Origin of the sequence: Streptomyces sp. NPDC088817 (genome assembly GCF_044750345.1) — a bacterium.
Lineage (GTDB): Bacteria > Actinomycetota > Actinomycetes > Streptomycetales > Streptomycetaceae > Streptomyces.
On record NZ_JBIVJN010000002.1, the window covers coordinates 311,287 to 332,355 of the forward strand.

The window sequence follows — 21,069 nt, forward strand, 5'->3', positions numbered from 1 at the left end:
CCTTCGGGGCTACGGGCGACCGGGACTACACCGCCCCGTAGGCGAGCCCGCCGTAGGCCCCGTACCCCCCGTACGCCAAGCCGTCGTATGCCGAGTTGGTGCGGCCGCAGTTCGCCGGCACCGATGTCTCCGCCGCGTCAACCGCCGTGACACAGCGGTCGAGTTCGCACCAGATGCGCTTGCCCACGCCCTCCGGGCACCAGCCCCACCGGTCGGCGAGTCCGTCGACGAGGGCGAGGCCGCGGCCGCCGGTCGACTCGTCACCGGGACAGCGCGGCACGGGGGCCCGGGTGCTGACGTCGGCCACCTCCAGACGCACGGTGGCCGCCCCGGCCGGCCCCCCGGACAGCAACAGCCGCAGCACGGCCGGGCAACCGGTGTGCACCACGGCGTTGGTGACCAGCTCGGAGACGAGCAGGACGAGGGTCTCGGCGAGCGGCTCGTCCGCCGCTATTCCCGACCCGGCGAGCCGGGAGCGGGCCCAACGCCGGGCACGCCCCACCTCCGCGGGGTCGGGCCGGATCTCCAGCTGCACTTGAAGCACCTGCACCGTTCACACCATCCGAACCGGCGGACACACAGCCTCGCGCCTCACGAGGCCACGATCGTAGCCATTTTCTGCATGGCCAGAACAACAGCCAGAGCAAGCGTCACGGAACGTGACTCCCTGGAGGGACAGCATGGTTGACGTACCGTCACCGCAACAAGCGCTTCGGGCATATTCCCGCGCGAAAGAGTACCCGTGCGGCATACTGTGCGACGCCCAACACGGGACGGCTCGGGCTCGGAACCACTCGCATCCCACACAAGGTACCCGAGCACGGCGGCGACTCCGGGACGTGACGAGTCGCGCGCGGGACACCATCCGGCGACGACGCTCCGTGATCACCGAATGCCACGATCGGTGACATTCGCCTGCCGGGGGCCACGCTGCCGAGGCCGCCCGGGACCGTCGACGTCACCGCGCGCGGGCCCGGCGTGCGGCGGCCGCGGCACCGACCGGCGTTCCGAACTGCTCGTGCGCCCGGGCGTGTTGCGCGACTCGGCCGGTACGCGCGCGAGAGCCCCCTCGGTGGGGCGGGGCGCCGCCGAGGGGGCTCAAGTACGGTTTTCGCGCAGGTGGTTGGGGGCGGGAGAGGCCGACGCTACTCGGGGACGGTGAAGTAGCGGGCGAAGGCAGGCACGATCTCCTGCTCGCCCACCCTGCCGTCGCCGTCGGTGTCGAGCGCGGCGGCGATGAACCCGGCGGCCCCCTCGGGCACGCCGAGCACCCGGAGCACGCGCACGGTGTCCTCGATCGTGGCGGCGCCGTCGCCGTCGGCGTCCGCGACGGCCAGGGCGGCGTGCAGGAAGGGGCGGGCGATCTCGGCGAACCGCTCGGGGTTGTCGCGCAGGCGCTTGACCGCGCCGGTCACGAACTCCTCGCGGGTGATGCGCTGGTCGCCGTCGCGGTCGGCGATCCCCGCCATGCCCTGCCAGAAGGCCTCAGCGCCCGCGTACAGGGCCTGGCCCTTGTCGGAGCGGGCGGCGGTGGCGAACTCGGCGAGCAGCGAGCGGGCCGCCACGTTGAAGTCCTCGCGGTCGATGTAGCCGTTGCCGTCCTGGTCGAAGGTGGCGAACCGCGCCGCGATCCTGCGCTCGTACTCGCTGCTGACCATGTCTTACGGGCCGCCTTACGTGTGGGGTTGCGTCTGGCAGGGAGCGTACGACGCGCGGAGCGCTCCGGGGCGCGAACACCACGGTCGGGCGAGGACCCGGCGAATTCCTGGACAACGGGGAGTTGCCCATGAGAGACGGTGAACGCCGGGGCGGACGGCCGGTCAGGCGGACAGCGGCTCGTCGTCCACCGCGGCCGCCAGGTCCGCGTAGACGTCGAAGAGACGCCGGACGCCGAGCGCGCCGAGGACCCGGTTGACGTGGGAGCCGTCGACCGCGCCGCGGGCCGGGAGGATCAGGCGCAGCCGGCCCTGGCAGGAGCGGATCAGACGGCGGGCGGCTATGAGCACGCCGACGCCGCTGGAGTCGCAGAAGAAGACCTCGGAGAGGTCCAGGACGAGATCGTGCCGTCCCTGGGCCACCACCTCGTGCACTCTCTGACGCAGGACCGGCGAGGTCACCAGGTCCAGTTCACCGGCGACCCGGAGCACGCTCCACTCGCCCTGTTCGTCGTCGGTCACCTTGAACGCCACGGCCCGCCCTCCGTCAGCCGGAACTTCCCCGGAGCCGCCCGGAAGCGGAACCAGTCCCTACGCTTCTTTCCGCGCGGCTGCCCAGCGGCCGTTCCCCCAAACGCCGTACAGCAAACCGAGACCGATCCACCAGGGGCTTGTTTCAGTCAGCTTCGGTCGTGTTCTATCCGAGTTGACCTGAAAGCGAAAGGCCAGGCGGGACAGAAGGGGCAAGTCGCCCGACAGATGCCATAACCTCACTCGCTCCCCCTGCCACCAGGGGCTCTTCAGGGGGCGCACATTGTCATAAAGGGGCGTGCGCTGTCGGACGTGCCGACTACATTCGAGATGACCACGTCGGACACGCTGGACACCGTCGGACGCACGGTCGGATACGCAGCAGACACGGAGCTGGACGGGAACGGGCCGGGGCGCGGGGCGCGGCACGGCCGGGCGCGGAGGGGGCCGTATGGCGAAGAAGGACGCACCGCCCCACTGGGACCGCGGCATGCGGGAGCGGCTCCTGCGGGGAGAGGCGGCCGCCCTCGGTGAGCTCTACGACCGTTTCGCCTCGCTGGTGCACGGCCTCGCCCACCGGGTCCTCGGCGACGAGCAGGCCGCCGTCCACATCACCCGCGAGGTGTTCGCCCACGTCTGGGAGCACCCCGACGCCTACGACCCCCGGCAGGGCCCGCTGCGCGCCTGGGTGGCCGGGCTGACCCACCGGCTCGCCGTGCAGCGGCTGCGCGCCACCGAGACCGCCGCGCTGGCCCGCGGCGGGCCGGGCTCCGCCGAGGAGCTGGAGCACAGGGTGTGCCGCGCCTCCGCCGCGGCCCGCGCCGACTACATCGTGCACGCCATGCCGGCCCCGCTGCGCGCCGCCCTGGAACTCGCCTGCTTCCAGCGCCGCGACTACCGGCAGACCGCCGCCGACCTCGGCGTCACCGAGGACGAGGCCCGCCGCCGCCTGCGCCTCGGCCTCCAGCTCCTGTCCACCGCGCACCACACGGACATCCCCGGCGCGCCCTCCCAGTACGGAGGCGCCGCATGACTCCGAACGACCCCCGGGAGCCGGCGGGGCCGGAGGACCGTGGCGGGGCGGCGCACCAGTTGCTGAAGTCGCTGCTCGGGGCGTGGGCGCTGGCCGCGTGCTCGCCGGAGGAGACGGCGGCCGTGGAGGAGCACCTCGGCGAGTGCGGCACGTGCGCGGAGGAAGCGCTGGGGCTGCGGGAGGCGGCCACCCTGCTGCACCGGCCCGACACCCTCGACCTCGACCCGGCGCTGCGCACCCGGGTCCTGGAGGGCTGTCTCGAACGGCGGCCGCCGCACATCCCGGTGCCCGGCTGGGCGGCGCCCTACGACGCCGAGACCGCCCGCCTGGACGCGCTGCTCCAGGACATGGGCGACGCCGAGTGGGACGCGCCGGTGCGGCTGCGGTGGTTCGAGGGCGAGGACGCCGCCGGCCGGAACACCGGCGTCGCCGGGGTCATCGCGCACCTGATGAGCGTCGACGGGCTGGTCGCGGTGGCCCTCGGCCTGGACGACCCGCTCGGCGACGCGGCCTCCGCCGCCGACGGCTCCACCCCAGCGGCGCGCACCGAGGCGTACTGGCGGGCCGCGCACTCCCCGCCGGCCCGTTCGGTGCGGGCGCCGTGGCGGGAGCAGACGCACGACCTGGTCCGCGCGGTCTCCTTCGCCGCGAACGGCGTGCAGGAGCCGTCGGTGCCGTACGGCGCCTTCGCGCTGCCGCTGCCCGACGCGATGCTGGACCGCGCCTTCGAGTGCTGGGTGCACGCGGAGGACATCGCGGAGGCGGTGGACTACCCGTACGATCCGCCGGCGCCGCGCCATCTGCACCGGATGATCGACCTCGCCGCGCGGATGCTGCCGGGGGTGCTGGCCGCCCGGCGGCAGGCCGGGCTCGCCTCCCCCGCCCGGGCCCGGCATCTGGTGACCGCGGGCGATCCTGGGCGCAGCCTGCGGCTGGAGATCGAGGGGCTGGGCGGCGGCCAGTGGCTGATCCCGCTCGACTCGCCCGGAGCGGTGGGCTCCGCGGACCACGAGGTGGCCCATGTGGCGCTGGACGGCGTGGAGTTCTGCCGCCTGGCGGCGGGACACGTGACCCCACGGGAGGCAGCGGCCGGCCAGCTCGGCGACCGAGAGGCAATACAGGACGTCCTGTGCGCGGCGGCCTCCCTCAGCCGCATGTGAGCCCCGTGCTAGGCGAAGATCACCGTTCGGCGTCCGTTCAGCAGGATTCGGCGTTCCGCGTGCCACTTGACCGCGCGGGCCAGTGCCTGGCACTCCACGTCACGGCCGATCGCGACGAGCTGGTCCGGGGTGACGTTGTGGCTCACCCGCTCGACCTCCTGCTCGATGATCGGGCCCTCGTCGAGGTCGGCGGTCACGTAGTGCGCGGTCGCGCCGATCAGCTTCACGCCCCGGGCGTGCGCCTGGTGGTACGGCTTGGCGCCCTTGAAGCTCGGCAGGAACGAGTGGTGGATGTTGATGATCCGGCCGCTGAGCTGCTTGCACAGGTCGTCGGAGAGGACCTGCATGTAACGGGCGAGGACGACCAGTTCGACCTTCTCCTCGCGTACGAACTCCAGCAGCCGCGCCTCGGCCTCGGACTTGGTGTCCTTGGTCACCGGGATGTGCTGGAAGGGAATGCCGTACGAACCCACCAGCTCGGCGAAGTCGGTGTGGTTGGACACCACCGCCGCGATCTCCACCGGCAGCGCTCCGATCCGGGCGCGGAAGAGCAGGTCGTTCAGGCAGTGCCCGAACTTGCTGACCATCAGCACGACGCGCATCTTCTCTTCGGCCCGGTGGATCTGCCAGTCCATCCCGAAGGAGTCGCCGATCGCCGCGAAGCTGGCGCGCAGCTTGTCCACCGTCACCGGAGCCTCGGCCGAGAAGTGGACCCGCATGAAGAACAGCCCGGTGTCGTGGTCGCCGAACTGCTGGCTGTCCTCGATGTTGCAGCCCGTCATGAACAGGTAGCTGGACACCGCGTGCACGATGCCCTTCTTGTCCGGGCAGGAGAGGATGAGGACGTACTGATCGGCCTGCGCCGCGGCGGCTCGGGAGGACTGCTCGCTCATGCGGGACAGCGTCTCACGTCCGGGCCCCCGCACGGTGCGTCGTCCGCTAAGCGGAACGGGTCATGATCCGCAGCACCTCCAGGCTGCGGGGCGGCGTGTCCGGGTCCTCGCCGTCGCTCGCCGCGAGGCGCACATGCGCGTCACGGGCCGCCCGCACCGCCTCCGGCCAGGCGTCGTGGTCGAGATAGGCGGACACCGGCGCGTCCGGTCCGACCTGGTGCATGATCCGCAGCACCCGCAGGACCGCGGTGTCGACGAGCGCCGCCTCCTGCGAGTCCCGGAAGATCGTGCCGACGTACTTCTCGGCGGACCAGTTGTCCAGCCAGGTGTCCTCGACCAGGCGGTAGACGGCGTCGGTCACGTCGCCGTACCCTTCGACGCCTGCCAGCCAGACGTTCCGCTGGAACACCGGGTCGGAGAGCATGTGGAGCGCGGAGCGCACATTGCTGCGCCAGCGCCACCACGGCATGTCGTTGAGTGGCATGCCGCCCATGGTGGAGGAGCGACGGCCGCGACGGGAAGAGTTCTCCGAACCTTGCACGGTCACCGATCGTACGTTCCCCGCCCCAGGGGCCCCACCTGCCCCCGTAATTCACTCATACGTCACCACTCATTGACCGAGAGTCATCAACGGGTTGGTGATGTGACGGAATCGTGCGGAGCATGACCGGCAGGCAAAGCTCCCGTGGCCCGTTCCTCTCCACCCTCACCCGGTCCGTGAGAAGGACCCTGTCGCCGGCGGGGGTTCTGCTGGCGTGCGCCTCGCTCGCCGCCGGCTGCGGCGTCGTCCCCGGTGCCACGGGGGGCTCGGGGGACGGCTCCGTCACCGTGATGACGTGGGCGCCGCAGAACACCCGGGCGACCAACAAGCCCGGCATGCCCGCCATGGCCCGCGCCTACGCCCGCTGGGTGAACTCCCACGGCGGTATCGCCGGCCGCAAGCTCAACGTCCTGACCTGCAACGAGGGCAACGACAGCGTGGGCGCGGCGAAGTGCGCCCGGCGCGCCGTGAAGGAGGACGCCGTCGCCGTCGTGGGCTCCTACAGCCAGTACAGCGACTCCTTCTTCCCGCCCCTTGAGGCCGCCGGCATCCCGTACATCGGCGGCTACGGCGTCACCACCGCCGAGTTCACCCGCGCCCTGTCCTACCCGGTCAACGGCGGCCAGCCCGCCCTGCTGGCCGGTCTGGGCAAGGAACTCGCCGCGCACTGCGGCCCGGTCACGCTGATACGGCCCGACAGCATCGCGGGCGACGAGCTGCCCGGGCTGCTCAACGCGGGACTGCGGGCCGGCGGCCACGAACCGGCCCACGACCAGCGGGCCGCCGAGGACGCCACCGAGTACTCCGGCCAGGCCGATCAGGCGCTGCGGCAGTCGAGCGCCGACCCGGCGCGCGCGGGCTGCGTGATCCCCGCCCTCGGGGAGCGCACGAACATCTTCATGGACTCCTTCCGCCGCACCCGCGACGCCTATCCGCAGGTGCGCACCGCCGCCGTGCTCGGCAGCGTCGACCAGACCGTGATCGACGCCAGCGGCGGGAAGTCCGGCCCGTACGAGGGCTCGTACCTCACCGGCTGGTACCCGGTGGCGGGCGACTCGCGCTGGGACCCGATGAAGAAGGTGATCAACGAGGCGGCCTTCGGCGACAACCGCCTCGACCCGGAGGACGCCGGGGTGCAGACCACGTGGGTCGCCTACACGGTGCTCCGGGCCGTCCTGGAGCGGATCGGCGACGAGGAGGTGAGCGCCACCACCGTGCGGCGCGCCCTCGACGGCGGACTGGAGGTCCGCACCGGCGGGCTGACCCCGCCGCTGCGGTGGCGCCTGTCCGACCTGCTCGCCTCCACCGGCCTCGCCCGCCTCACCAACGCCGACGTGTCCCTTCAGACGGTGCGGCAGGGCCGGCTGGTGCCGGCCACAAAGGGCTTCGTCAACGTGGCCAAGACGCTGGAGGACGCCGGCTGAGCCCGCGTCCTCCGGCGCCGTCGGGCCTCAGAGCTGGGTCGGCTGGCGCTGGGTGAGGCCGTACGTCTGCGCGATCGTGTTCCAGAGCTGGGCGGCCTTGGCCTTCTCGGCGCTGGCCGTGCCGCTCTCGCGGTCGCCGGCCTGGGTCTCACCCGTGTACCGGGCGTGGCCCTTCTTGCAGCCCTTCTTGCCGCCGACCTGGTCGGCCCAGGCCGCGTAGTGCCGGTCCGCCGACTCCGAGGCCTGCCAGGCCTTGGTCAGCGCCGCCGTCAGCTCGGGGTTGCCGGGGAGCTTGTCGACGGACAGCTCTCCCAGACGGGAGACGAGGCCCTTGCGCTGCTCGGCCGCGGCGCGCAGGTCGGAGGCCGCCTGGCCGAGGTTGTCGCAGTTCTTGACGTCGGCCACCGCCTTGATGACCGAGGCGCGGCTGCTGCCGCTGTCGGCCAGCAGCTTGTCCAGCGCGACCGCCTGCTCCTTGGCCGGGTCGGCGGCGGGCGCGGCGGAGGCGTCGTCGTTGGCGGGCGCGGTGGCCGCGACGGGGGCGTTGTTGTCGCCGTTGTCGGCGTCCCCGTCGCCGCCGCTGAGCAACGCCCCGGCGCCGATGCCGAGGACGGCGATCCCGACGCCCACGGCCGCGATCACCGGCACGCGCGAGCCGGTGCGCCGGCCTCCCCGGCCGCCGTCGTCGTACCCGCCGGGCGGCGCGGACGCGGGCCGGGCGGGCGGCTGGTCGGGCGGGCCCTGCTCGTAGCGGGGTATCTGCTGCGTCGACGGGGCGCCGCCGCCGGCGTCGTTGCGGAAGAGGTTGTCGAACTCGGCGGGCGTCTGCCGCCCGCCGCCCTGGGCGTCCACGGGCGCGATGAACTGCGTCGCCTCGGCGTCGGGGTGACCGGGCGCGGCGCCCTGGGGCAGCTGGCCCGGGTACGGGACGGGGCCGCCGCCCGGTCCCTCCGGCGGCAGGGCTCCCGGCCCCACCGGCGGGATGAGCTGCGTCGCGCCCTCGTCCACCCCCGCGCCCGGCACGGGCGGCAGGAACTGGGTGACGCCCTCGTCCGCGGAGCCCGCGGGGACCGGCGGGATGTACTGCGTCGCACCCTCGTCGGCGCCCGGCACCCCGTACGCGGGCGCGCCCGGCTGTGCGGACTGGCCGGCGCCGTACGGACTGCCGCCCGCGGGCGGCAGTCCGTGCCCGGCGTGCGCGGAGGCGCCGTAGGGGTCGGCGCCGGGCTGCTGGTACGGGGCGTTCTCGGGGGGCAGGGGGCCCGCGCCCGGGTGCTGCGGGGCCTGGCCCTGCGCGTCCCACTGGCCCTGCGCGTACGGCTCCGGGGAGCCCCACTGCTGCTGCCAGCCCTGGTCCTGCTGCGGCGGATGCTGCTGGTCGGGGCCCCACGGCTGGCCCCAGGCCTGACCGCCGGCCGGGTTCGCCGCCGGGGCCTGACCGCTCGCTCCGGCCTGGTGGCCGCCCGGGCCGCCGGTCATGCCCGGCAGCAGGGGCTCACCACCGTCGGAGGGCAGCACGATGCCTTCGTGCGCGGGTCGCGCCGAGGGCTCCTCGCCCTGTCCACTCTGCGTCACCGGGACTCCTACGAATGGGGGACCTTCGGAATCGTCGGCTCACGCTACCGGGTCCCCGGAGCCCCGTGCCACGCAGCACGGGACGAGACCTCCTTCCCTGTGACCGCAGTAACAAAACCCGCCCGCCGCGCGCTGTTTATTCCCGGGTCTCACGGCGGGCACCGGTTCACGCCGCCACCCGTGTCTCCAGCCGCGCCCCGAACTCCCTTACCACCGGCTCGTCCCGGAACGGCTCCAGGCGCTGCTGGAAGTCCTCCAGGTACTCCGCGCCGCGGTCGGAACGCAGCGTCCGCAGCAGCTCCACCGCCTTCAGCCCGTTGCTGCAGGCCTGTTCGACCTCCCGCTGCTGCACCTGCGCTGTGGCGAGAAGCACATAACCGATGGCCCGCCGCCGCGCCCGCGACGCGGGATGCCCGGCCAGCGCCTCCTCCGCCGCCCGCGCGGCCGCCTCCGCCTGCCCCAGGTCCCGGTGGCAGTGCGCCAACTCGTCGGCGAGATACGCCTCGTCGAAGTGCGCGATCCACGCCGGGTCGTCCCCGGAGTGCGGTTCGGCGGCCTCCAGCGCGCTCACCGCCCGCCCGGCGGAGAGCTGCGCGGCCCGCGCGTCGCCCAGGAGGGCGTGGCCGCGCGCCTCGGCCGCGTGGAACATCGCCTCCGCGCGCGGAGTCACCCGACCGCGCGCGCCCTCCTGCGCCGCGCGCGCCAACTGGGCGATCTCCCGCGGGTTTCCGAGCTGCGCGGCGAGGTGGCTCATGGAGGCGGCCAGCACATAGCCGCCGTAGCCGCGGTCCCCGGCCGCCTGGGCGAGGCGCAGGGCCTGGATGTAGTACCGCTGGGCCAGGCCCGGTTGGCCGGTGTCGACGGCCATGTACCCGGCCAGCTCGGTGAGCCGGGCGACCTCGGCGAACAGATCGCGGCCCACCGCCTCCCGGTAGGAGCCCGCGAGCAGCCCGGAGACGACGCTGTTGAGGTAGTGCACGACCACCGGGCGCACATGCCCGCTGCCGTGGCTGTGGTCCAGCTCGACCAGCGCCTGCGTCATGGCCCGTACGGCGGCCACGTCGGACTGGCCCACCCGCGACCCCGCCGCCCGTGCCACCTGCGGGTCCGGCGCGGAGATCAGCCAGTCACGGCTCGGTTCGACCAGCGCGGAGGCGGCGACGGCGGAGCCGGACAGGAAGTCCCGGCGGCCCACGTCGCTGCGCCACAGCTCGCAGACCTGCTCGATGGCTCCCAGCACCGTCGGCGAGAACTGAAGACCCACGCCCGAGGCGAGGTTCTTGCCGTTGGCCATGCCGATCTCGTCGATCGTGACCGTACGGCCGAGTTTGCGGCCGAGCGCCTCGGCGATGATCGCCGGGGCCCGTCCGCGCGGCTGCTGTCCGCGCAGCCAGCGCGCCACCGACGTCTTGTCGTAGCGCAGATCGAGACCGTGCTCGGCGCCGCACATGTTGACCCGGCGGGCCAGCCCGGCGTTCGAGCAGCCCGCTTCCTGGATGAGCGCCTGCAGCCGTTCGTTCGGCTGCCGCGCGACGAGAGGCCTGGCGGCCATGGCGTTAACCCCCTGAAGCTGCGGTGCCCGCTCACGCACCGAGTTGACGGCTCTTGCGCGGCCGGACGCGATCCGCGCCCCGGCGAAAAGTTCCGGCCGTGAAGATCGATGCCCCGTGGACATACCGAAAATGCGGGACATGTGAGGATTGCCGGGGTGAAGGCGGTTGCCGCCCCCCACGGCTCTACCCAGCGCCCGCCGGCGATCCTCCCGCGCGCCCCCACACATGCACCCATGCGCCCCGAGCACGGGAGGGTGCTCCTCCCCGGCGCGTCCGACCACCCGACCCGCCCGTAACTCCAGGTGGGCGCGGCAGTTGAGTGGGGCGTGGAAGAGACGATCGCGGGCGCGGAAGCCGCACACAGCGCCGGCCGGGTGGCCGGTCACGTCCCCCAGCAGCGCGGGGAGTCGCTGCCGGAGACAGCCGTTCGCTACGCCGAGGAACGCCACTGGGACGTGTTCCCCGGCACCTGGCTGGTGACGGTCGGCGGGGTGCAGTGCTGCTCCTGCGGGGACCCGCGGTGCGGCGCGCCCGGCGCGCACCCGGCGCGCGAGGGCTGGGCGTCCCTGGCGACCGGCAGCGCGAGCACGGTGCGCGGGATGTGGCAGCGGCAGCCGACGGCGTCGATCCTGCTGCCCACGGGCCGTACGTTCGACGCGATCTCCGTGCCGGAGACGGCCGGGTTCCTCGCGCTGGCCCGGCTGGAGCGGCTGCGGTCCGCGCTGGGTCCGGTGATCCTGACCCCCGAGCGGCGGATGCAGTTCTTCGTGCTGCCGGGCGCGTCCGTGAAACTGCCGGACCTCCTGCGGCGGCTGGGCTGGTCGCCGGCCTCGCTCGACCTGGTCGCGCTCGGCGAGGGCGCGTACGTGGTGGCGCCGCCCACGCGGTACGGCTCGCGGGCGGTGCAGTGGGCCTGCCGGCCGACACCGGCCAATCGCTGGCTGCCGGACGTCGAGGAGCTGGTCCCGCCGCTGGCGTACGCGTGCGGCAGGGACCGGAGTTAGGCGTCTCCGTCCCGTTCCCGCTCCGGCCCCGTGGCGGCCCGCCCCCGCACGGTGGAGTCACGGATCAGCACGGTCCCACACCCCTGGTCAGGGTGTCCCCCGTAGGGTTCGTGCTGACGGAGGGAGCAGTGACAGTGGGTACAAGCGCCGTACGCGTGCAGGGGCTCTGGAAGCGGTTCGGGCAGCAGGTCGCCGTCGCCGGGATCGATCTCGAGCTGCCCGCCGGGAAGTTCATCGGGCTGGTCGGGCCGAACGGAGCCGGGAAGACCACCACGCTCTCCATGGTCACCGGGCTGCTGCGGCCCGACCAGGGCACCGTCGAGATCGCCGGGCACGACGTGTGGCGCGACCCGGTGGCGGTGAAGGCGCGGATAGGCGTGCTGCCCGAGGGACTTCGGCTCTTCGAGCGGCTGTCGGGTCGCGAACTGCTGTCGTACTCAGGGAGGTTGCGCGGGCTGCCCGGGGACGAGGTGGACCGGCGGACCACGCAGCTGCTGGACGTGCTGGACCTCGCGGGCGCGCAGCACAAGCTGGTCGTCGACTACTCGACCGGCATGCGCAAGAAGATCGGTCTCGCCTGCGCCCTGCTGCACAACCCGGAAGTCCTCTTCCTCGACGAGCCCTTCGAGGGCGTCGACCCGGTGTCCGCGCAGATCATCCGCGGCGTCCTGGAGCGGTACACCGCCTCCGGCGCCACCGTGGTGTTCTCCTCGCACGTCATGGAACTGGTCGAGTCCCTGTGCGACTGGGTGGCCGTGATGGCCGCGGGGCGCATCCGCGCCCAGGGCACCCTCGCCGAGGTGCGCGGCGAGGCCCCCACCCTTCAGCAGGCGTTCCTCGAACTCGTCGGCGCGCAGGGCCGGGACGCCGGTTCCGACCTGGACTGGCTGGGCGGCGGTTCCCGATGAGCGCCGTGGCCCCCTCGATCACGCCCGTCGTCGTACGTCTGAAGCTGTCGCTGCTGCGCAACGGGCTGAGGCAGTCCGGCGACCGGCGGGCCGCGTTCATCGCGTCGGCCGTCGTCGCGCTGGTGTTCGGCGCGTTGCAGATGGCGGGCCTGATCGCGCTGCGCGGCCATGCACACATCGGCTCCGTGACCGTCCTGGGCGTGGCCGTGCTCGCGCTGGGCTGGGCGGTGATGCCGCTGTTCTTCCCCACCGGCGACGAGACCCTCGACCCGACCCGGCTGGTGATGCTGCCGCTGCGGCCGCGACCGCTGGTCGGCGCGCTGCTGGCGGCGTCCCTGGTCGGCATCGGGCCGCTGTTCACGGTGCTGCTGCTGGTGGGCTGCGTGATCACGGTGGCGCACGGGGTGGCCGCGTCCGTCGTCGCGGTCCTCGCCCTCGTCCTCACGCTGCTGGTGTGCGTGGCCCTGGCGCGGGCCGTGGCCGCCGCCAACATCCGCCTGCTGACCAGCCGCAAGGGACGGGACCTCGCGGTGCTGAGCGGACTGGTCGTCGCGGTCGGGGCGCAGGTCGTCAACTTCGGCATGCGGCGCCTCGGCTCGGCCGGTCTCGGGCAGCTCGACCCGGTGGCGGACGTGCTGCGCTGGCTGCCGCCCTCGTCGGCGGTGGGCGCGGTGGACTCGGTGAGCAGGGGCTCCTACGGCGTCGCGGTAGCCCAGCTCGCGCTGACCGCGGCCGCCCTGGCCGCCCTCCTCGCGCTGTGGGCGCGCAGCCTGACCCGGCTGATGACCACGCCCGACTCCTCGACCCTCCAGCCCGTCGACGCTCCCGCGCGCGGCCGGGCCCGCGAGGGCGGCGGCCTGGCCCGGTGGCTGCCGGACGGCCGGACCGGCACCGCCATGGAGCGCAGCCTGCGCTACATCTGGCGCGACCCGAAGACCAAGGCGGCCTGGGTGACCGCGCTCGCCATCGGGCTGATCGTCCCGGTGTTCAACGCGGTGCAGGGCACCGGCTCGCCGTACTTCTCCTGCTTCGCCGCCGGGATGCTCGGCATCCAGATGTACAACCAGTTCGGCCAGGACACCTCCGCGTTCTGGCTGGTCGCGCTGACGATCTCGGCCCCGCGGGACGCCTACGTCGAGCTGCGCGCGCGGGCGCTGGCGCTGCTGCTGATCACCCTGCCGTACGCCACCCTGGTCACGGTGCTGACGACGGGCCTGCTCGGCGAGTGGCGCCGGCTGCCCGACGTGCTCGGTCTGTCCTTCGCCCTGCTCGGCGCGATGCTGGCGACCGGGGCGTGGACGTCGGCCCGCTTCCCCTACTCCATCCCGCAGGAGGGCCACAAGAACGTGGCTCCCGGTCAGGCCGGTCTCGCCTTCGTCTCCATCTTCGGCGGCATGGTCGCGGCGGCCCTGCTGTGCCTGCCGTTCATCGCCCTGGTCATCTGGTCGAACGTCAGCGCCGGCGGCGAGAGCTGGAGCTGGGTGCTGCTGCCGGTGGGCGCGGCCTACGGGGCGGCGATCACGCTGCTCGGCCTGCGGCTGGCGGCTCCGCGCACGGCGGCCCGGCTGCCGGAGATCCTCACGGCGGTGAGCAAGGGCTGAGCGGGCCCGGGAGGGGCCCGCTCAGCGCAGGCGCGCGGTCACCACGTGGACGGTGAAGCCGCACGGAACCCGCCCGTCCGGCCCGGCGAGCCCGGCCGCCTCCCCTGGACGGCAGTGGGCACGGTGGGCGGCGTGGCGGGAGCCGCGGGGGCGGCGCTCATCCGGTGAGCACCGCGTCCAGGAAGGGTTCGATGGCCATGCGCCACGCCTCCGGCTGGTCGTAGTGGACGAGGTGACCGGCGTCGGCCACCTCCGCGTACTGGCCGCGCGGCAGGACGCGGACCATCTCCTGTGCCTCGGCCCGGCCGAGCTCGCCGTCGAGGCCGCGGACCACGAGGGCCGGGCAGCGGACCTGGGCCAGCTCCTCCCAGTGGGCGTCGTACACCCAGGCCTCGCGGGAGGTGAGCATCTGCTGCGGTTCGAAGACGGGGCGCCAGCCGTCGGCGCTCTCGTGCATCACCTCGGCGTAGAACTCCCCGCGGGCCGGGTTGGGGCGCTCCACCCATGGGTCGTCCTCGCCGAACCACTTCCGTACGTCGGCGAGGGCGGCGAAGGGCACCGGCCAGGCCCGGAACCAGTCCTCCCACTCCCGCTGGGAGGCGGCGCCGAGCGCGGAGGCCCGCATGTCGCAGATGATCACCGCCCGCACCAGGTCGGGGCGGCGGGCGGCGAGCTGCCAGGCGGTCAGCGCGCCCATCGCGTGCCCGATGACGACCGCCGGGCCGAGGCCGAGCTGTTCGAGGGCGGCCTCGGCGTCCTCGACGTAGGCCTCACGGCCGTAGGCGGCCTGTGGTGTCTTCTCGCTCTGGCCGTGTCCGCGCTGGTCGAGGGCGACGGCGCGGTGCCGGCCCGAGAGCCAGCGGGCGGTGTCGGCCCAGTGGGAGGCGCGACCCATGAGACCGTGCAGTAACAGCACGCCGTCGGACCGCCCCGATCCGTCGGGCCGCCCGGCTGCCGGCTCCCTCCCCTGCCCCGGCACGGCCTTCGGGGGCTCCGCGAACTCCCAGGCGGCGAGCCGTACACCGCCCGACCCGGTCACGTCGATGCGCCGCACCATTGGTCCTGGCACCCCCCTGGAACCGTGTTCAGCTTCCGTATGCCGTCGTGCACATTCTGTAGCGCGCACGGGCCGTGGGACCCGCACGCGGACACTCAGGCTATCGAATACGTATTCGAAAACGCTGGCCCTGCCGTCAACACCCCTCGTTCGAGTGACGCCTGGCCAGGATTGATCGCCGCTCCCATGGGGAGATCTTCAACGGGAGGCGGACCACTCGGGGAAAAGAGGTCCGAGGGGGACGACCCTGAGAGCTCGGGGCTCCGGGTCGCCGAAGGGGAGGACGGGCCCCGGCGCCGCACGGCGCCGGGGCTCTCCCCATGTCTGCGGCACATCTCCCCACCCCTTCGGTCCCCATGCCTCCCGGCCCAGCCTCGCACGCCCGGCGCCCGCGCGCTGCGCTTCGACGCGCTGAACCACGGACGGGGGAAAGCGGCGAGCCGGACGGGCGGCCGGCTCAGCGCTTGGCGACGAACACGTGGGAGGCGACCTCCGCGTCCAGCTCCGCCGCCTCGCCGCTGCTGCCGACCAGCACCCCGCCCGCCGACTCCGTCACGCTGACCACCGAGCCGGGCTGCACGCCGGCGCGGCGCAGCGTGTACATCAGCTGCGCGTCCGTCTGGATCGGCTCGCCGATCCGGCGGACGACCACGGTCTTGCCGTCGGAGCCCGCGTCCAGGTCGGCGAGCGACACCATCCCCTCGTCCAGGAACGGGTCGGCGCCGTCCTTCTCGCCCAGCTCCTCCAGGCCCGGGATCGGGTTGCCGTACGGCGACTCGGTCGGGTGCCGCAGCAGCTCGAGCACCCTGCGCTCCACGGCCTCGCTCATCACGTGCTCCCAGCGGCAGGCCTCGGCGTGCACCTGCTCCCACTCCAGGCCGATCACGTCGACCAGCAGGCATTCGGCGAGCCGGTGCTTGCGCATCACGCGCGTGGCCAGCCGGCGGCCCTCGTCCGTGAGCTCCAGGTGCCGGTCCGGCGCCACCGAGACCAGGCCGTCGCGCTCCATCCGCGCGACCGTCTGGCTCACCGTCGGCCCGCTCTGGTCCAGGCGCTCCGCGATCCGGGCGCGCATGGGGACGACGCCTTCCTCCTCCAGCTCGAGGATGGTGCGGAGATACATCTCCGTGGTGTCGATCAGTCCGGACATACGTGCCCCTCGATTACCTCGGCCGGGAGCCTGACGGCTCCCCGGCGCGTGCGCTGGCCCTGGAGTCAATTCTGACGCATCCCACTGACAACCGGGCGGCCCGCGCGAAACGCGGACGACCCGCGAGCTGGGTCCCTCCGCCTCGGCGGAGGAGCCGGCCGGACGTACCGGCAGCTCGCGGGTCGGGTGACTGCTTGAAATTGGGCCGGCCGCACGCTTCTGTCACGCGCTGGTCCGGCACCGCACAGGGTGGGGTGACGGGCCGCTAGCCCGCAGCCACCTCACGCGTCCGGGTCTCACTCATCTACCGGATCACCTCCCTTCGTGTGTGCACAACACCCTAGGAAGCCGACCGGCGATACTCAACAGGTTTTATCGAGCACAGGTTTTCCGAGCACAGGTTTTTCCGAGCGCGGTGGGGACGCCGTCGCGCCCGGCCCCCCTCTCATGCGGTCAGGCGGGGCCGTCGTGCGACAGAAGGGCCAGGTCGAGGGAGGTGGCGATGCGGGCGGCCACGTCCTCGGCGTAGGCCGCGTCGGCGCGTTCGAAGGGGGTGCGGGCGGAGCCGCGCAGGAAGGTCACGACGCCGAGCGTGCGGCCCCGGCTGCGCAGCACCGCGCACAGGGCGTGCACGGCGTCCCCCGGCCACTGCCGGGCCTCGGCCCACTGGCGTGCCCGGTCGGCCGGCACGGTCCCGGCGGAGGCGCTGACGGAGCCGGCGCGCTCGACGCACTGGAGGGCGGGGTGGCCCGTTCCGTAGCGGACGGGCAGCCCGGCCCGGCCGGTGAGCAGGCTGGGCCCGGGACCGCCGGACGGGGTGGCCGCGACGCGGACCAGCCGGACCGGGGGCGCCGTCCCGGAGTCGGCCGGGACCACGCCGGCCAGACGGTCGGCCGGGGCGGCCCCGCCCGTCACGCGGTCGGCCGGGGCCACGCCCGCCACACGGTCGATCAGGGCGTGGTCGGCGAAGCCGGCCAGGGCGAAGTCGAGGTGGACCGTGGCCGCCTCGGCCGGGTCCTCGCACTCGGCGGCGGCGCGGGCGGCCCGGTGCAGCTGGTTGCCGCGGAACCGCAGCAGCGCGGCCTCCTGTTCGCCCTGCTTGGCCTCGGTGACGTCGGCGAAGAGCCAGGCGACGCCGAGCGGCACCGGTTCCTCGGCGAGCGGCGAGGCGAGCCGGACGAACCCGCTGCGCCAGCAGCGCCGCCGGTCGCCCTCCGGGGTGCGTACGCCCACCCACAGCTCGGCGGGGGCGGGCGGGGCGCCCTCGGCCAGGACATGGGTGAGCGCGCTCTCCAGCTCCTCGAGACCCTGGGTGAGCAGTTCGCCGAGCGGCCGGCCGAGGGCGGCCGCGCGGCCGGTGCCGAGGGCCTGGGCGGCGTAGGCGTTGACGACGGCGGGCCGCAGGTCGGCGTCGACGAGGACGACGCCCCAGAACGCTTCCTCGAACAGGGCCTCGCTGAGCGCGATGGACCGCTCCAGGTCGATCTGCGCGTGCACCTCGCTGAAGGCGCAGTACAGGCCGGCGGGCTTGCCGTCGGGCCCGTGCACGGCCGCCGACTGGGTCCGCACCAGGACCCGGCCGCCGTCCTTGGTGAGCAGCGCGAACTCGTGCACCTGGCGTCCGGGGGCGTGCATGGCGGACATCAGCCGCCCCTCGACCTCCTCGGCGTCCGCGCTGCGCACGGCCCAGCCGGCGAAGCCGTGCCGTCCGACGGCCTCGGCGGCGGTCCAGCCCAGGATGCGCTCGGCCTCGCGGTTCCAGTGGGTGACGACGCCGTCGGCGTCGAAGGCGCACAGGGCCGCGTCCATGCCGTCGAGGAGGGCGGCCAGCAGATCGGAGCCGTCATGCATGTCGGAGCCCCGCGGGCCGTCCCGCTCCGGCTCGGGCTCGTCGGGCCCCAGTTCGTCGGTGGCCCCACTACGCCGGGAAGCACTCACCTGGACCCCCTGCAGGCTGCGTCCGCACGTACGGCGCGTCGTTTCGCTCACTGGTCATCATTCAACTCGAACGTGACCCAGCACACACCGGGTTCCCAGAACATTGAAGGAATTGCCGTCCGCGGAAATTCCCCGCGACGGACTCGACAGGGGGACGGGTCGATCGCGGGGCGGGTCGATCGGTGCGGGTCAGTGCCGGTAGAAGATCCGGTCGGCGTACCGGTCGAAGACCTGGGCGTTCCACTCGTGGCCGCCGTCGACGTTGCCCGAGCGCAGCAGCGGCGGTTCGACGCCGCGGTCGGCGAGGACGCTCGCGGTGGTGGCCATGACCGCCTGGAGCAGGGCGGAGGTCACGACGGTGGAGGCGGGCGCGAAGGGGGCCGCGACGGTGTCGAGGGTGAGTTCGGCGTCGCCGACCGCGATCTTGGAGTCGAGGACGATGTCGCAGTGGTCCTTCAGGAACGTCCCCGAGGCGTTCCGTGAGGTGGTTTCGGTCGCGTAGGCCACCGAGGTCACGCCGACGACCCGGACGCCGAGGGCGCGGGCGCGTACGGCCATCTCCACGGGCAGGGCGTTGCGCCCGGACAGCGAGATGACGATCAGCGCGTCGCCGGAACGGAGCGGGGAGGTGTCCAGGACGGCGGAGGCGAGGCCGTCGACGCGTTCCAGGGCGGAGCCGAGGGTGGCGGGCACGACGTCGACGCCGACGGTGCCGGGAACGGCGAGCAGGTTCATCAGGGCCAGCCCGCCGGCGCGGTAGACGAGGTCCTGGGCGGCGAGGGAGGAGTGGCCGGCGCCGAAGGCGAACAGGCGGCCGCCTGCGGTCACGGTGTCCGCGAGGAGCGTCCCGGCCGCCGCGATCCGCTCGGCCTCCTCGTCCCGGACCCGCTGGAGCAGGCCGATGGCGGCGTCGAGGAACTGGCCGGCCGGCGTGCGGTCGCTCATGCGTGGTCCGTCCCTTCGGGGCGACTGTGTGTCGCGGATCACGGTGAGGTCTGGACCAGAGCCGTGTCAATACGGCGCCGCCCATGACAGCGCCGCCTCAGGGGCTCAGCCGCTCCACGCGCCAGCCACCGTCCTGCTCGGCCACGTACCGCAGGCGGTCGTGCAGGCGGTTCTCGCGGCCCTGCCAGAACTCCACCGAGCGCGGGGCGACCCGGAAGCCGCCCCAGTGCGGCGGGACGGGCACCTGCTCGCCCTCGGGGTAGCGGTCGGCCAGCTCGGCGTAGGAGGCGTCGAGCTCCGCGCGGCCGGCGATCACCGAGGACTGGGCGCTGGCCCAGGCGCCGAGCTGGGAGCCGTGCGGGCGGGTGCGGAAGTACGCGGCGGTCTCGTCGCGGCCGGTGCGGCGGGCCACGCCCTGGACGATGACCTGGCGGGCCATGGGGTGCCAGGGGAAGAGCAGGGAGACGTACGGGTTCGCGGCCAGGTCGCGGCCCTTGCGGGAGTCGTAGTTGGTGTAGAAGACGAAGCCCTGCTCGTCGAAGGACTTCAGCAGCACCGTGCGGGAGCTGGGCCGGCCGTCGGCGTCCGCGGTGGAGACGACCATGGCGTTGGGTTCGAACAGCCGGGCCTCGGTCGCGGCCTGCTGGAACCAGCGGGCGAACTGGGCGACGGGGGTGGTGGCCAATTCGTCCTCGGCCAGTCCCTCGGCCCGGTAGTGCATGCGCATGGAGGCGAGGTCGAAGGGTGCGGTCTCACCGGCTTCTCGGTCGGTCACGCGGTCATCCTGCCGTATCCACCGGGCGCCCCTGCGGGGTACCCTCGCCGCCCACCGGGATCGAGCATGGCACTGAGTGCCGCTCCACTCCCCTTTTGTGGCACTCGGGGTTATGGTGCTGCTGTCGATCCGGTTGGGTGACAGCCCACCGCGCGTCTGTCGCACCCTCTCCCGCACAGACCACAAGGAGCCGCCTGATGTCCGACTTCGTACCCGGTCTCGAAGGGGTCGTCGCGTTCGAGACGGAGATCGCCGAACCGGACAAGGAGGGCGGCGCCCTTCGGTACCGGGGCGTCGACATCGAGGAACTCGTCGGTCAGATCTCCTTCGGCAACGTCTGGGGGCTGCTGGTCGACGGCGCCTTCGATCCGGGCCTGCCGCCCGCCGAGCCGTTCCCGATCCCCGTGCACTCCGGTGACATCCGCGTGGACGTCCAGTCGGCGCTGGCCATGCTCGCCCCGGTGTGGGGCCTGAAACCGCTGCTGGACATCGGTGTGGAGCAGGCGCGCGACGATCTGGCGCGGGCCGCCGTCATGGCGCTGTCGTACGTCGCCCAGTCGGCGCGCGGGCAGGGCGTGCCGATGGTGCCGCAGCGGGAGATCGACAAGGCCCGCTCCATCACCGAGCGGTTCATGATCCGCTGGCGGGGCGAGCCGGACCCCAAGCACGTGGCCGCCGTCGACGCGTACTGGACGTCCGCCGCCGAGCACGGCATGAACGCCTCCACGTTCACCGCCCGCGTCATCGCCTCCACCGGCGCCGACGTGGCGGCCGCCCTGTCGGGCGCGGTGGGCGCCATGTCCGGCCCGCTGCACGGCGGCGCGCCCTCCCGGGTCCTCGGCATGATCGAGGAGATCGAGCGGACCGGGGACGCGGAGGGCTACGTCAAGAACGCCCTGGACCGCGGTGAGCGGCTGATGGGATTCGGCCACCGGGTGTACCGGGCCGAGGACCCACGCGCGCGCGTGCTGCGCCGCACCGCCCGGGAGCTCGGCGCCCCGCGCTACGAGGTCGCCGAGGCCCTGGAGAAGGCCGCCCTGGAGGAGCTGCACAACCGGCGGCCGGACCGGGTGCTGGCCACGAACGTCGAGTTCTGGGCGGCGATCATGCTGGACTTCGCCGAGGTGCCGGCGCACATGTTCACGTCGATGTTCACGTGCGCGCGTACCGCGGGCTGGTCGGCGCACATCCTGGAGCAGAAGCGCACCGGCCGCCTGGTGCGCCCCTCCGCCCGCTACGTCGGTCCCGGCCCGCGCGGCCCGCGGGAGATCGCGGGCTACGACAACATCTCGCACTGACCGGGCGCTTCACCGCGCCCGGCCGGCA

At 73.5% G+C, this 21,069-nt stretch carries 19 protein-coding genes; 7 read left to right on the top strand and 12 right to left on the bottom strand.

The features are described 5' to 3' along the window. Window positions 1-25: 25 nt before the first annotated feature. The 3 genes from ACIP4X_RS05070 to ACIP4X_RS05080 form a co-directional block, all read right to left on the bottom strand. Complete coding sequence (locus ACIP4X_RS05070) at window positions 26-535, bottom strand: ATP-binding protein (protein WP_358730988.1); 510 nt, start codon at window positions 533-535, stop codon at window positions 26-28. A gap of 610 nt (window positions 536-1,145) precedes the next feature. Further along, window positions 1,146-1,658, bottom strand: a complete 513-nt coding sequence (locus ACIP4X_RS05075) for an EF-hand domain-containing protein (RefSeq protein WP_358730986.1) — start codon at window positions 1,656-1,658, stop codon at window positions 1,146-1,148. 162 nt (window positions 1,659-1,820) lie between these two features. Further along, window positions 1,821-2,189 carry an STAS domain-containing protein gene (locus ACIP4X_RS05080; protein WP_100568943.1) on the bottom strand — a complete coding sequence of 123 codons (369 nt, stop codon included), beginning with the start codon at window positions 2,187-2,189 and terminating at the stop codon, window positions 1,821-1,823. A gap of 448 nt (window positions 2,190-2,637) precedes the next feature. On the opposite strand from ACIP4X_RS05080, the gene ACIP4X_RS05085 reads away from it, so the two are divergent. Next, window positions 2,638-3,219, top strand: coding sequence for a sigma factor (locus tag ACIP4X_RS05085; protein WP_358730984.1), 582 nt, complete (start codon window positions 2,638-2,640; stop codon window positions 3,217-3,219). Next, entirely contained in the window at window positions 3,216-4,379 is a 1,164-nt protein-coding gene (locus tag ACIP4X_RS05090) for a maleylpyruvate isomerase N-terminal domain-containing protein (protein WP_358730983.1), read from the top strand. The genes ACIP4X_RS05085 and ACIP4X_RS05090 overlap by 4 nt, the downstream gene beginning before the upstream one ends. Before the next feature lie 8 nt (window positions 4,380-4,387). On the opposite strand, the gene purU is transcribed toward ACIP4X_RS05090, so the two are convergent. Beyond that, complete coding sequence (gene purU, locus ACIP4X_RS05095) at window positions 4,388-5,272, bottom strand: formyltetrahydrofolate deformylase (RefSeq protein ID WP_358730981.1); 885 nt, start codon at window positions 5,270-5,272, stop codon at window positions 4,388-4,390. A 46-nt stretch (window positions 5,273-5,318) separates the two neighbouring features. Beyond that, window positions 5,319-5,819, bottom strand: a complete 501-nt coding sequence (locus ACIP4X_RS05100; protein ID WP_358730980.1) for a hypothetical protein — start codon at window positions 5,817-5,819, stop codon at window positions 5,319-5,321. A 116-nt stretch (window positions 5,820-5,935) separates the two neighbouring features. Between ACIP4X_RS05100 and ACIP4X_RS05105 the strand changes: the two genes are divergently transcribed. Beyond that, a complete protein-coding gene (locus ACIP4X_RS05105; RefSeq protein WP_358730978.1) occupies window positions 5,936-7,237 on the top strand; it encodes an ABC transporter substrate-binding protein in 1,302 nt (433 codons plus the stop codon). A gap of 27 nt (window positions 7,238-7,264) precedes the next feature. Here ACIP4X_RS05105 and ACIP4X_RS05110 read toward each other — a convergent pair whose 3' ends face one another. Together ACIP4X_RS05110 and ACIP4X_RS05115 are read right to left on the bottom strand one after the other, a co-directional pair. After that, window positions 7,265-8,812, bottom strand: coding sequence for a hypothetical protein (locus ACIP4X_RS05110; RefSeq protein WP_358730976.1), 1,548 nt, complete (start codon window positions 8,810-8,812; stop codon window positions 7,265-7,267). Window positions 8,813-8,978: 166 nt separating this feature from the next. Beyond that, on the bottom strand, window positions 8,979-10,364 hold the full coding sequence (locus tag ACIP4X_RS05115; protein WP_358730975.1) for a transcriptional regulator: 1,386 nt from the start codon (window positions 10,362-10,364) through the stop codon (window positions 8,979-8,981). A gap of 327 nt (window positions 10,365-10,691) precedes the next feature. Here ACIP4X_RS05115 and ACIP4X_RS05120 point away from each other — a divergent pair, with 327 nt between their 5' ends. The 3 genes from ACIP4X_RS05120 (at window position 10,692) to ACIP4X_RS05130 (ending at window position 13,878) form a co-directional block, all read left to right on the top strand. Then, window positions 10,692-11,369 (top strand): bifunctional DNA primase/polymerase, encoded by a 678-nt coding sequence (locus ACIP4X_RS05120; RefSeq protein ID WP_358730973.1) that lies wholly within the window; start codon window positions 10,692-10,694, stop codon window positions 11,367-11,369. Window positions 11,370-11,482: 113 nt separating this feature from the next. Next, window positions 11,483-12,277: an ABC transporter ATP-binding protein gene (locus ACIP4X_RS05125; protein ID WP_358731017.1), complete on the top strand. Its 795-nt coding sequence runs from the start codon at window positions 11,483-11,485 to the stop codon at window positions 12,275-12,277. Then, entirely contained in the window at window positions 12,274-13,878 is a 1,605-nt protein-coding gene (locus ACIP4X_RS05130; protein ID WP_358730972.1) for a transporter, read from the top strand. The genes ACIP4X_RS05125 and ACIP4X_RS05130 overlap by 4 nt, the downstream gene beginning before the upstream one ends. 157 nt (window positions 13,879-14,035) lie before the next feature. Here ACIP4X_RS05130 and ACIP4X_RS05135 read toward each other — a convergent pair whose 3' ends face one another. From ACIP4X_RS05135 to pdxH, 5 genes are all read right to left on the bottom strand, one after another. After that, the gene (locus ACIP4X_RS05135) at window positions 14,036-14,935 is read right to left on the bottom strand and encodes an alpha/beta hydrolase (RefSeq protein ID WP_358730969.1); all 900 of its coding nucleotides are present in this window, start codon (window positions 14,933-14,935) and stop codon (window positions 14,036-14,038) included. Window positions 14,936-15,392: 457 nt separating this feature from the next. Beyond that, entirely contained in the window at window positions 15,393-16,085 is a 693-nt protein-coding gene (locus tag ACIP4X_RS05140; RefSeq protein WP_358730967.1) for a metal-dependent transcriptional regulator, read from the bottom strand. Between the two features lie 453 nt (window positions 16,086-16,538). Next, on the bottom strand, window positions 16,539-18,023 hold the full coding sequence (locus tag ACIP4X_RS05145; RefSeq protein ID WP_358730965.1) for a PAS domain-containing protein: 1,485 nt from the start codon (window positions 18,021-18,023) through the stop codon (window positions 16,539-16,541). Window positions 18,024-18,212: 189 nt separating this feature from the next. After that, window positions 18,213-18,968, bottom strand: coding sequence for an SIS domain-containing protein (locus ACIP4X_RS05150; protein ID WP_358730963.1), 756 nt, complete (start codon window positions 18,966-18,968; stop codon window positions 18,213-18,215). Window positions 18,969-19,065: 97 nt separating this feature from the next. Then, window positions 19,066-19,743: a pyridoxamine 5'-phosphate oxidase gene (gene pdxH, locus ACIP4X_RS05155; protein WP_358730962.1), complete on the bottom strand. Its 678-nt coding sequence runs from the start codon at window positions 19,741-19,743 to the stop codon at window positions 19,066-19,068. 197 nt (window positions 19,744-19,940) lie between these two features. Here pdxH and ACIP4X_RS05160 point away from each other — a divergent pair, with 197 nt between their 5' ends. Next, a complete protein-coding gene (locus tag ACIP4X_RS05160; protein WP_391454215.1) occupies window positions 19,941-21,041 on the top strand; it encodes a citrate synthase in 1,101 nt (366 codons plus the stop codon). Window positions 21,042-21,069: the final 28 nt, after the last annotated feature.